General features: G+C 62.8%; 12 protein-coding genes. All 12 read left to right on the top strand.

Features of this window, described 5'->3' with window-relative positions; translation table 11 throughout:
* Positions 1-48: 48 nt before the first annotated feature.
* The 12 genes from E3T29_RS10535 (at position 49) to E3T29_RS10480 (ending at position 11946) form a co-directional block, all read left to right on the top strand.
* On the top strand, positions 49-1227 hold the full coding sequence (locus E3T29_RS10535; protein WP_134345363.1) for a type IV pilus twitching motility protein PilT: 1179 nt from the start codon (positions 49-51) through the stop codon (positions 1225-1227).
* Positions 1228-2457, top strand: coding sequence for a type II secretion system F family protein (locus E3T29_RS10530; protein WP_134345362.1), 1230 nt, complete (start codon positions 1228-1230; stop codon positions 2455-2457).
* Between the two features lie 102 nt (positions 2458-2559).
* Positions 2560-3087 (top strand): prepilin-type N-terminal cleavage/methylation domain-containing protein, encoded by a 528-nt coding sequence (locus tag E3T29_RS20550; protein WP_304997026.1) that lies wholly within the window; start codon positions 2560-2562, stop codon positions 3085-3087.
* Positions 3088-3180: 93 nt separating this feature from the next.
* A complete protein-coding gene (locus E3T29_RS10520) occupies positions 3181-3600 on the top strand; it encodes a hypothetical protein (protein ID WP_134345361.1) in 420 nt (139 codons plus the stop codon).
* Positions 3601-3606: 6 nt separating this feature from the next.
* Positions 3607-4281, top strand: a complete 675-nt coding sequence (locus E3T29_RS10515) for a hypothetical protein (RefSeq protein WP_134345360.1) — start codon at positions 3607-3609, stop codon at positions 4279-4281.
* Positions 4282-4325: 44 nt separating this feature from the next.
* Complete coding sequence (locus tag E3T29_RS10510; RefSeq protein WP_134345359.1) at positions 4326-5654, top strand: hypothetical protein; 1329 nt, start codon at positions 4326-4328, stop codon at positions 5652-5654.
* The gene (locus tag E3T29_RS10505) at positions 5647-6489 is read left to right on the top strand and encodes an A24 family peptidase (RefSeq protein ID WP_134345358.1); all 843 of its coding nucleotides are present in this window, start codon (positions 5647-5649) and stop codon (positions 6487-6489) included. The genes E3T29_RS10510 and E3T29_RS10505 overlap by 8 nt, the downstream gene beginning before the upstream one ends.
* A gap of 78 nt (positions 6490-6567) precedes the next feature.
* Positions 6568-7620, top strand: a complete 1053-nt coding sequence (gene pilM, locus E3T29_RS10500; RefSeq protein ID WP_134345357.1) for a type IV pilus assembly protein PilM — start codon at positions 6568-6570, stop codon at positions 7618-7620.
* Positions 7617-8276 (top strand): hypothetical protein, encoded by a 660-nt coding sequence (locus E3T29_RS10495; RefSeq protein ID WP_134345356.1) that lies wholly within the window; start codon positions 7617-7619, stop codon positions 8274-8276. Before pilM ends, E3T29_RS10495 begins: the two co-directional genes overlap by 4 nt.
* A gap of 31 nt (positions 8277-8307) precedes the next feature.
* The gene (locus E3T29_RS10490) at positions 8308-8943 is read left to right on the top strand and encodes a hypothetical protein (RefSeq protein ID WP_134345355.1); all 636 of its coding nucleotides are present in this window, start codon (positions 8308-8310) and stop codon (positions 8941-8943) included.
* 313 nt (positions 8944-9256) lie between these two features.
* Complete coding sequence (locus E3T29_RS10485) at positions 9257-10717, top strand: type IV pilus twitching motility protein PilT (RefSeq protein ID WP_134345354.1); 1461 nt, start codon at positions 9257-9259, stop codon at positions 10715-10717.
* Positions 10717-11946: a type II secretion system F family protein gene (locus E3T29_RS10480; RefSeq protein WP_134345353.1), complete on the top strand. Its 1230-nt coding sequence runs from the start codon at positions 10717-10719 to the stop codon at positions 11944-11946. The genes E3T29_RS10485 and E3T29_RS10480 overlap by 1 nt, the downstream gene beginning before the upstream one ends.
* Positions 11947-12107 lie beyond the last annotated feature (161 nt).

The raw sequence follows: 12107 nt of genomic DNA, 5'->3' as shown, positions 1-12107 counted from the left end.
TCCGATGACCCGCCCGCCTCCACCGTTGATATCCGCTCGAGGAGGCTTATGCGTTCCGAATCATCAGCCCAATTCAGCGCACCCACGCCCGATGCCGACCTGCTCCGGGCGCTCCGTCTCGTGCTGGACGAGGGAGCGAGCGACCTGCACGTTTCTGGCGGAGCACCGCCGAGCATCCGGGTGGACGGTTCCCTGCGGCCGATTCCCGGGTGGGATCGTTGGTCGCCGGAGAAGGTCGCTTCCGCTCTCAACAGCATTCTGTCGCCGGAGCAGCGCGAAGAATTCGACCAGGAACTCGAGCTCGATTTCGCCCACACGGTGGAGGGCACGCGTTTTCGCGTCAATTTCTACCAGCAGCGCAATACGGTCGGCGGTGCCTTTCGGCTCATTCCCAATGAGATCAAATCGTTGGCAGAGCTGGGCATTCCCGAATCGGTCGCGCGGTTCGCTCACCTGCCGCGAGGCCTCGTTCTGGTCACCGGTCCCACCGGCTCCGGCAAGACCACCACCCTGGCCGCAATGGTGGACCTGGTGAATCGCACCAGGGACGACCACATCGTCACGGTGGAAGACCCGATCGAGTTCATTCATGAGGCCAAGAAGTCCATGATCAGCCAACGCGAGGTGGGGCAGGACACACACAGTTTCGCATCCGCTCTCAAACACGTGCTGCGCCAGGACCCCGACGTCATTCTGATCGGCGAGTTGCGCGACCTGGAGACGATCTCGGTGGCTTTGACCGCCGCCGAGACCGGTCACCTCGTGTTCTCCACGCTGCACACTCAGGATGCTGCCCAGACCATCGACCGCATCATCGACGTTTTTCCACCGCACCAGCAGGCGCAGGTGCGCGCGCAGCTCGCCGCGACGCTGCGCGGCGTGCTCTGCCAGACTCTCGTGCGCAAGATCGGTGGTGGGCGTGTGGCCGCGACCGAGATTCTGGTGACCACAGCGGCCATCGCGAACCTGGTGCGGGAGGGCAAGACCCACCAGATTGCTTCTGCGCTGCAGTCGGGGCGCACCCTCGGCATGCACACCATGGACCAGCACCTGGCCGAACTCGTCGACGCCGGCCAGATCACCCGGCAGGCCGCCGAGGAGAAGGCCATGGACGTCGACGTGCTCAAGCAACTCGTGCACCGGGTTGATCCCACGGACACCCCGGTGGGCGGCCTGAGCAACGGCGAAATTGACTTCAATGACTCGTTCTCGCCCGGAAGGCGCTAGATGTCCACCGAAACCTCATTCAGCTACACCAGCAGGGACTCCCGCGACCGCGTGGTCAAGGGCCGCATGGACGCAGCGTCGGAGCGGGCAGCGCTGCTGCAACTGCGCACCATGGGGCTCTCGCCCATTTCGATCGCGCCGGCCCGTAAACTCACGGGTCTTCACGCAGATCTCAGTATTCCCGGGTTCAAGAAACAGATTTCGCTCAGCGATCTCTCGGTCATGAGTCGCCAGATGGCGACCATGACGGCGGCCGGGCTGTCGCTGCTGCGCACCCTCAACATTCTGTCGGAGCAGACAGAGAACAAGCAGCTGGCCCAGGTACTCGCCGTCATTCGGAGCGACGTCGAGACCGGCGTCTCGCTCTCCGAAGCTTTTGACAAGCACGACGTGGTGTTTCCGCCGATCATGATCAACCTGGTGCGGGCGGGGGAGACGGGTGGTTTTCTCGAAGACGCCCTCAATTCCATCGCCGACAACTTCGAGAGCGAGGTGAAGCTGCGCGACACGATCAAGAGCGCCCTCGCCTATCCGGTGATCGTGCTGATCATGGCGCTGCTCGCCGTGGTGGGCATGCTCATCTTCATCGTTCCCGTCTTCGAGAAGATGTTCAAGGGTCTCGGCGGCGAACTGCCCACGGCCACCAAGGTGCTTGTCGTACTCTCCAACGGAATGGTCTGGGTGGGCCCGGTACTGCTCATCGCGGTGATCGTGTTCTCGGTCTGGTGGCGCAGGAACAAGCACACCCTGGCCGTGCGCCGCGTTGTGGACCCGTTCAAGCTCAAGCTGCCGGTGTTCGGCAACCTGCTCACCAAGCTCGCCATTGCACGGTTTAGCCGCAACTTCGCCACCATGATCGGTGCTGGCGTGCCCATTCTGCACTCGCTCAAGATCGTCGGCGAGACCTCGGGCAACTATGTGATCGAGTCGGCACTGGCCAAGGTGCAGGAATCAGTGAGCCAGGGCCGCTCCATTGCGGCGCCGCTGGCCCTGGAGCCGGTCTTTCCGGCCATGGTCACGCAGATGATCTCGGTAGGAGAGGATGCCGGCGCGCTAGAGACGATGCTCACCAAAATCGCCGACTTCTACGACCAGGAAGTGCAGTCCACCACTGAGCAGCTCACCGCGCTCATCGAGCCGCTCATGATCGCCGTCATCGGCGTGATCATCGGTGGCATGGTCGTGTCGCTGTACCTGCCCATGTTCAGCGTTTTCGACTACGTCAAGTAGCCGACGAGGCGAGTAGCCCTCGTTTAGGCTGCACTCCTACTGGGGGTAGTCGGCCCCCCGAAAAAACAGGGGTCGGCGGCAGGGGCCAACCTAGGCTGAAAAGTGGGCAAGCCCACCGCTTTGCCCCCTGCAGAACCACGCAAAGGACACAGTCATATGAACCGCTTCTTCACGACAGCCCTGGTCAACAAACGCAAGGCCCTCGGCGAGAAGGACAAGGGCTTCACGCTCATCGAGCTTCTCGTGGTGGTTCTCATTCTCGGCGTTCTCGCCGCGATCGCCATCCCGATCTACCTCGGCCAGCAGGACGGTGCCAAGGACAAAGCTGTTGCTGCCGCGATCACGAACGCGAAAGTTGCCGTTGTCGCCGAGCTCGTCACTGGAAAAGCCCTGAGCACAATCGTTACCGATGGACTTGAAGGTCTCGACGCCTACGCTGCGAGCAAGGACATTCAGGCTTCGATAGCTACGGGTGGTGCAGATGGTGCAGAATTCACGATTTCTGGCTATTGGGGCACTGCTGCCGACGCAGCGGCGGCCGGCTCAGGGGCAACCACAGCTAACCATGGCACCACCATCACCGATTCGGGTGCCGCAATCAACATGAAGGAAGCGGCGGCGGCGAAGTAACTCCTAAGGAATAACTCTCGGCGGGGTGCTCACACATGCCCTGCCGAGCGTGCTCATCGTTCTGCATGGCTAAAGAGAGGAAGGCCACCGATCGTGAATGTTCAAAAGGACATCGAATCGCGGCCTTCCGACGATGACTCCGGCTTCGGCATGATCGAGATCGTCGTCTCAATGCTGCTGCTCTCCCTGCTGGCCATTGCCTTTCTGCCCATGCTGGTCACCGCGCTTCGCGTCTCGGTCTCCAATTCCACCCTTACCTCGGCCACCCAGCTGGTCGCGGCGCAGATGGAGACCATCCGCTCGCTTGGTTCGGTTTGTGGCCCTCTCAGTGACTACGCCGCGGGTACTCAGGCGGAATTCGATCCCTCTGACTCTGCGCTGCAGGCCCGCTTCGACACCATTACCTGCCCGGGTCCCGACCCCGTGACGGTGCAGGTGCGCGTGTACGTCACCGATGGACCCAGCGGTGACGTTCTGGCTGATGCTGTCACCAGCATCTTTGTAGCAGGCTAGGCCAGCATGACTTTTGGAACGATCTCCATGCCACGACGTCTCGCGTCGCACGGTGCACCTGCGCCCAAGAACGCGCGCAGCGACAGCGGCTACACCCTGGTCGAGCTCCTCATCTATTCGAGCCTGCTCGTGCTCGTGCTCACCGTCGTCGGCGGAATACTACTCAATACCCTCAACTCTGAGCAAAAGGTGCTCAAGAGCGCCGACGCCATTGGAGTCAGCCAACTCATCGCCTCTTCCGTGCACTCCGGGGTTCGCAACGCCACTGCGCTCAAGGTTTCAGGCAACGAGGAAACTGGCGATCAGCTACTCGTCGTCACGTCGGTGAGCGGCGAGCCGGAACTGACCGCTGCCGCCCGGGTTTGCCAGGCGTGGTACTACACGAAAGCAGACGACGGCACCATGTATTACAAGCGCAGCACGGAGTCGGGGGCCTTCGTTGGCGTCACCGCCGACACCCTTGCCAGTGACAAGGGCGGATGGACCTTATTGGGCTCAGGGCTCTCAGCTACGGAGGCTTCCCCCAGCGTCGCCCAGCTCGTCTTCGACGACGTGACGAGTGGAAATCCTTCGGTTGCGCTCAATTTCGCCATCAATGCTGACGGCGACGGCAGCCCGGCACTGATATCCACCACGGTCACGAGCCGCCAGAGCGCCACGGAGGCGATACCTTGTTCCTGATGCGAAAGACACGACTCCTTGTCGCGGCCGAGCACGGCAGCAGCATGCTCGCCGTCATCGGTCTCATGGGAGTTGCCGGTGTGGCTACCCTCGCTATCGCGGCTTCGACGATGAACTCGATCGGCGTGAGCAGCGCCGCCCGCGCGGCCGTTCAGTCCCAGGCCGCGGCCGAGGCCGGTGTCGATGCCGCACTGGGCAATCTGAGCCAGCCCACCTGTAAAGAGCAGTGGGGCACCACCACTCCCATTTCGACAGTTGACGTCTTTTATAGTTTGGATCCGACACCCGTCGCGGGTGGGCCGGATGAGAATTGGTTCCCTGGGTGCCCGGCGGCTAACGCCGAGCGCGTAAAGATCATCTCCACCGGCGAAGCCACTCAGAACGGTCAGGCCGGCAACAACACCGGAGATTCTCGAATCGTCGAAGCAATCTATGCCGTAAATGCGAAAGGATCCGGCAAGGCTGCCGGAATCGCCATCTACGCGGATTCTGACTTTTCCGTCATCGAGTCCGTGACGATCCATGCAGACGAGTCATCAATTATTGTGCGCAACGGAGACGCAAGTTGCATCAGTTCTGGCGCCAACGTTGTCGACGTGCTCCTCTACAAGGGTGATCTGACCTTGGGCGAGTCCTGCGGCGTTTTCGGCAACGTCTGGGTATCCGGCAAAATATCGATAAGCGGCTCGGCAGCAGTGCACGGCACTGCTGTGGCCGACGCGAAACCGGAATTCGTCGATCCCGGATGGTACGACCTGAAGTACAAGTACTCCAAGACAAACGGTGCCGGGCCGACGAAGGTAAAGAGTCAGAAGGATCAGGCCGCTTGGGCCTATTTTGAAAACGTGGTCTCAATTGAAGGTACGTGCACACTCACCGCCCTGCAATTGGCCGCCGACGATCTTGCTGGCGCCCCTGGAATCATCGAGTGCGCCGATGGTGTCGACGTCTCAACCGACGGAACCCTGATCATCAGCAGCGACATCGCTATCGTCGCGGATAGTTTTCAATTTCGTGAGACCGCCCAGATCGATGCCGCGGCGAAGCAAAAACTCTGGTTGGTGACGTCCGACAAGTCGCCAAACAACAAGGCGAAATGTAATGCTAAGGCCGGCGACTTCTCGGTAATTGAGTCCGTCAAAGTCAACGTAAACGTTGATGTGATGGTCTACACGCCCTGCAACGTAAATATCTCCACCTCATCTCAATGGCGGGGTCAAATTTGGGGCGGAACCGTGAAATTGGGCACCTCCGGTGTCTACACGTACGCTGAGGTCGGTTTTCCTGGTCCGACCTCGGGCGGCAGCGAAGCAACAGATTTGGGGACTTCTCCGTTGGGTGCACGGCAATCGATTCGAGACCTCAATGGCTAGCACCGTTGCTGGGATCTTCGGCATTCTTGGCGCCATCATCGGCTCTTTTCTCAACGTGGTGATCTACCGCATACCGGCCGGCCGCTCCATCGTTTCCCCGCCGAGTGCGTGCGGCAGTTGCGGTGCGCGCATTCGGCCGTACGACAACATCCCGGTTTTGAGCTGGTTCGTACTGCGCGGGGAATGCCGCGACTGCAAGGCTCCCATCTCGCCCCGCTACCCCATGATCGAACTCGGCACTGCGGTGTTCTTCGCTGTCGTCGCCCTCTGGGTGTTCTCGTCCGCCGATTTTGGCTGGGCGGCCGTGACGACCGCCACCAACACCCTGGCCACTGAGCTCATCGTGCTCGCGGCGTTTCTCTACCTGGCGGCGATCAGCGTGGCCCTGGCCATGATCGACCTCGACACGCACACCCTGCCGAATCGCATTCTGCTGCCCGCTTACCCCGTCGCCGCAGTTCTGCTCGGGGCGGCTGCGCTCGTAGCGGGGGAGCCCGGTCGCCTGCTCACCGCCCTCATCGGGGCGGGAGCACTGTTCGGCCTCTACCTGGCCCTGGCGCTGATCAGCCCCGGAGGTATGGGGCTCGGCGACGTGAAACTGGCCGGCCTGCTCGGTCTCTACCTCGGCTATCTGGGGTGGGCACCGCTCATCGTGGGGGCGTTCGGCGCTTTTCTGCTCGGCGGCGTGTTCGGGCTCCTTCTGCTCGCGACGCGTAGAGCCAAGCGACGCAGCAGCATTCCATTCGGCCCGTGGATGCTGCTCGGCGCCTGGCTCGGTGCATTCTTCGGCGACCAGATCGGGCTCGGTTACCTCATGCTGTACGGCCTCGCTTAACGGGCCTCAGTCGCCACGACCAGTTCGACCCGCTCCTCGACCACCGCTCACGAACCAACTTCTCACTGGGGGAAACAAATGACTACACGTGTGGTCGGAATCGATATCGGCACCACCGCCGTGCGGGCCGTAGAAGTGCGGGATGCGGAAACGGATCACCCCCTGCTGGTGCGCTGCCATGAAGAACCCCTCCCCTTCGGTGCGGTCAGCCGCGGCGAAGTGCTCGAACCGGCGGTCGTCGCCGCTGCGCTCAAGCGAATGTGGGCGAGCGGCGGATTCACGACCAAAGACGTCGTACTCGGCATGGGTTACCACCGCATGGTCGTACGCAACCTGACCGTGCCCAAGATGTCCCTGCGCCGCATTCGCGAGTCACTGCCCTTTCAGGTGCAGGACCTGCTGTCGTTTCCCACCGCGGAGGCGCTGCTCGACTTCTACCCCATTGCCGAAGTCGACAGCGATGGTGAGTCTGGCCCGCAAATCTCCGGGCTGCTGATCGCCGCCATGAAAGACGTCGTGCAGTCGCACATCAAGGCCGCGAGGCTGGCCGGACTGCACACCGTCACCGTTGACATTATGTCGTTCGCTCGCAGTCGTGCCATCAGCCGTGCGGTGACCACCCCCGACGTGATCGTGCAGATTGATATCGGTGGCGGCTCGTCGAGCGTGCTCATCTCCTCGAATGGAGTGCCGCAGTTCGTGCGAGTGATTCCCTCCGGCGGTAATCAGCTCACCAAAGCGCTACGCGTGCGCCTCGGTGTTGACGAGGAGGCGGCCGAGGTGCTGAAGAAGCGGCTGGGTCTGTCCGATGAGGCGGCACCCGAAGATGAGATAGCCGCCACGATCATTCGGGAGATTACCTCGGAACTGCTGGAGAGCCTGCGCAACACCGTCGCGTACTTCACCAACAACCGGCCGGAGCTGCCGATCGACCGCATCGTGCTCATGGGCGGAGGCGCCCGGCTCGACGGATTCGGTGCCGCGCTCAGTGAGCTGACCCGTTTTCCAGTCGTTCCGGCCCAGCCCTACGGCGGGCTGGAGCTCGGTCCAGACGTCAATCAAGCAGACTTAGAGAACTCCGAGTGCACCTTTGTTGCCGCTCTGGGTCTGGCATTGGGGAGTAAAGCATGAAACGGGCAACAGATGGCCATGAGCTGATCCTCGGCGGTGAACCGCGAGCAGAACTGCTTCCCCCCGAGCTCAAAGCCGCGCGCCAGGGGAGGCTGCTCCGCCGAGTCATGTCGATCGTGGCCGCCGGCGTCGTGCTGGTCGTCATTGCCGTCGTCGCAACAGTGACGGTCCAGGCCGCGGGCGCACAGTCCAAGCTGAGCGCAGCCGAGGCTCGCACGAACGAACTGATGCTGGAGTCGGCCAAATACTCAGAGGTTCGCAGCATCCAAAATCAAATCGATATGACGGCGGTGGCGCGCCAGCTGGCGGCCGCGACCGAGATCGATTGGCGCGCCTACCTGGTGGCCGTGCGGGCAAGTCTGCCCTCCGATGTCACCATTGAGGCCATCTCGATCGGCTCTGGTTCGCCCTGGGTGGAATACGAGCAGAGCATCGTGCCCCTGTACAACCCACGCGTTGCCAGCCTGAGACTGAGCTTGACCAGCCCGACGCTGCCGGCGGTGCCCATGTGGCTGACGAATCTGCGAACGCTTCCCGGCTACGCGGATGCCCACCCGGGCTCGGTGACGCGCACGGAGACCGGCCAATACGTAGTCGAGATGGTCATCAATATCAATGAGGATGCGCGATCCAACCGTATCGCTGGGGGGCAGTGAGATCATGACTCGCAACAGACTATTCGGTGCCGTGCTGATCTTGATCATGGGCGCTTCGGTCGTTCTTGGTGGACTTTTGGGGATCGCGCCAAAACTGGACGAGATTCAGGCCGCGAACTCCCAACGCACGGCGGTATTGGCGCAAAATGCTGAGCAGGCGGCTGACCTGATCGTTCTCAAGCGGAATTTTGCCGGCATCGCGGAACTCCGCACCTACCTCTCCACCTTGCAGGACGCGGTCCCCGTTGATGCCGGGATTCCCAAATTTCTCGATGAGGTGGGAGTCATCGCCCGCCAGAATGGCGTAACACTGAATTCGCTGGCCATCAGCGATGCGGTTGCTTTTCTCCCCGCCCCAGTGCCGGCAGCTGACAGTGCAACAACGGCAGAGACCGTCACAGCACCTGCAGCAGACGCCACGGCGGCTAACGCGGCGGAGTCATCACTCACCCCGGAGAACTATCTGGCTGTGACCGTTTCGATGACGATTGCCGGCCCCCACAGTAATCTCTTCGACTTCGTGGCGGGCCTGCAACACGGCCAGCGAAGCATCGCTATTTCCACGGTGCAGACCGATACCGGTGACGGAGCGGACGAGAACACGATGACCATTACCGGCACGATCTACGTGCTGCTGGATCCAGCCGGTATTACGCGCGCCAAGTAACCCGACGCCACGCCTCAGTCCCCGATGCCTTGAGTGCCGGGGGCTTTCGTGTGCCCGCTGGCGGCTATCGTGGCGGCAGATTCACGGGCCCGCAGACCCCCAGATCGCGGGACTATCGCCGCACCGCCAGCCTCAATAACGTTGCGCCTTACGTAGACCTCTCGCGAACAAGACTTACCCTCTGGCTCCATTCTTGCGAGGCCTGCTTCGACCGTATGCCGCACCCTCGGCATCCGTTCGTGAACGACCCGCACGGCCGTACCTGTTCCGCGGCAATCAGTACCCGACACTTGCTCTGCGAAAAGGATTGAATATGGACGACCCGAAAATCTCTGCGCTGTTCGATCACACCGCGTCGCCAGACGGCGGCTTCGTGCTTGCCCCCCTGCCGGGCTTCACCCCGGTCTCGGCTTCCGCTGCCGTGAACGCCACCCACCGAGACGAAATCCGTGTGCTGCCCACGAACCGCAGGCACCGCGTGGCGCTGCGAAGCGTGCCCGGAGACCGCATTCTGCGCAGCGTCGACGCTGCGGTCCCGGACGTGCTCGGCGCACCAGACCCCGATCTAATCGAAGCGCTCACTGAGGTCGTGCTGCGCCAGGCTTCCGACCTGCACGTCTCCGTCGCCGCACCGCCGAGCATTCGCCGCGACGGCGATCTGGGCCCGGTGGGCATCGGCCCGGCCTGGTCGAGCCAGAAGGCAGACGTCGCGATTCGCAGCATTCTCACCTGCGCCCAGCAGGCCAGCTTTGATCGCGACCACGAACTCGACTTCGCCTACACGCTGGAGGACGCCGGTGTCACCGGCACGTTCAGCCGCTTCCGGGTCAACGTACACCAGCAGCGTGGCGCCGTCGGTGCGGTCTTTCGGCTCATTCCGAGCGAGATCAAAGACCTCAAAGCCCTCGGTATTCCGCAATCGGTGGCCGCGTTCGCCGGGCTGCCCCGCGGCCTGGTGCTCGTGTCCGGGCCCACCGGCTCTGGCAAGTCCACCACACTGGCCGCCCTCGTCGACCTCGTGAACAGCACCAGAGCCGACCACATCGTCACTGTGGAAGACCCGATCGAGTTTCTGCACGCGCACAAGAAATCAATCGTGACCCAACGCGAGGTGGGGCACGATACGGCGAGTTTCGCATCCGCTTTGAAGCACGTGCTTCGGCAGGACCCCGACGTAATTCTCATCGGTGAGCTGCGCGATCTCGAGACCATTCAGGTGGCGCTGACCGCCGCCGAAACTGGCCACCTCGTGTTCGCGACCCTGCACACCCAGAGTGCTGCCCAGACGATCGACCGCATCATCGACGTGTTTCCACCGCACCAGCAGAACCAGGTGCGGGCGCAGCTCGCCCAAACGCTGCAGGGTGTGGTCTGCCAGACCCTGGTGAAGTGGGCGAACGGTTCCGGCCGGGTTGCCGCCACCGAGGTGCTCGTCACCACGCCGGCCATCGCCAACCTCATTCGCGAGGGCAAAACGCACCAGATCGAATCCATGATGCAGACCGGCCGGGACAAGGGCATGCACACCATGGACCAGCACCTCGCCGAACTGGTCAACACCGGCCAGATCACCCGCACGGCCGCGCTCGCCAAGGCCCACGACGTCATCGGGGTTGAGCTGCTGATCCACCGCAGCGAATCGGCGGCGGGCAGCGGGGGCTTCGCCTTCGCGGACGCGAGCAGGTACAGCGGCGCCGGCACAGAATCGGCCGGCGGCTACGACACCGGCCGCGATGCCGACTACAACGCCGGGTTCGCCCGCGCGGTTCTCTGATGCCGCAGACACTGGTCTTCAGCTACACCGGCCGTGACACCCGGGGTAAGAACGTGAAAGGGCGCGTCGACGCGCTCAATTCGGGGCAGGTTGCCGCCAGACTCAACTCGCAGGGCATCGCGCCGGTGTCGATCGTGGAAGCCCCGCCGGCGACGGGAATGGCGCGGTCCATCTCGCTGCCGGGCTTTTCGCGCGCGGTCAGCCTGAAAGACCTCGCCATCATGAGTCGGCAGTTCGCGACCATGATCTCGGCCGGACTCTCGCTGCTGCGGGCGCTGCGCATCCTCACCGAGCAGACCGAGAGTAAGCCTCTCGCTGCGGTGCTCACTCTGGTGCGGGACGACGTCGAGGCCGGCCAGTCGATCTCGGAGGCGCTCGCGCAGCATCCGCTGGCCTTCCCGCCGATCATGGTCAACATGGTGCGGGCCGGCGAAACCGGCGGCTTTCTCGACCGGGCCCTGGACTCGATCGCCGAGAACTTCGAGAAGGAGGTCAAGCTGCGCGGCACCATCAAGTCGGCCATGACCTACCCAGTCATCGTGCTCTCGATGTCGGTCGCCGCTGTGGCGATCATGCTGATCTTCATCGTGCCCATTTTTCAGGACATGTTCGCCGGGCTCGGCGGTGCGCTGCCGCTGCCCACCCAGCTGCTCGTGTCGATGTCGGAGTCGATGATCTACATCGTGCCAATCGGCCTCGTCGCCGGCATCGCCTTCGCCCTGTGGTGGCGTCGCAACAAACACACCGACCCGGTACGCCGGGTGCTCGACCCGCTGCGGCTGAAGGTGCCGGTGTTCGGCCCCCTGCAGAAGAAGATCTCCGTGGCGCGGTTCAGCCGCAACTTCGCCAACATGCTCGGCGCCGGTGTGCCCATTCTGCAGGCCCTCAAGATCGTGGGGGAGACCAGCGGCAACTGGGCCATCGAGAATGCCCTGACCCAGGTGGCCGAGGGCGTGCGCCGCGGCCAGTCGATTTCGGAGCCGCTGCAGGAGCACGCGATCTTTCCCGCCATGGTCACCCAGATGATCGCCGTGGGAGAGGATGCCGGCACGCTCGAGTTGATGCTCGACAAGATCGCCGACTTCTACGATCAGGAGGTGCAGGCGGCCACCGAGCAGCTCACCGCCATGATCGAGCCGCTGCTGATCGCCTTTCTGGGCGTGGTCATCGGCGGCATGGTCGTCGCCCTCTACCTGCCCATCTTCAGCATCGCCAGCATGATTAAGTAGTCCTTTGGCTGCCAGCTGACCCCTGCCTCGGTGGGGGCATTTGGCGCGCCGTGTACGGACGGGTCGATCCCTTCTGGGTGCCCTTCCTTGTGGGGGTGGGTAAAACCCCAAATCACCCTCGAATGTGGGTCGTGCGCGAGAAAATCTCGCCCCTAATCTGA

This window comes from Cryobacterium sp. TMT1-66-1 (assembly GCF_004403435.1).
Lineage (GTDB): Bacteria > Actinomycetota > Actinomycetes > Actinomycetales > Microbacteriaceae > Cryobacterium > Cryobacterium flavum.
The sequence above is the reverse complement of the archived record's forward strand: the minus strand, read 5'-3'. Positions and strand labels throughout refer to the sequence as shown.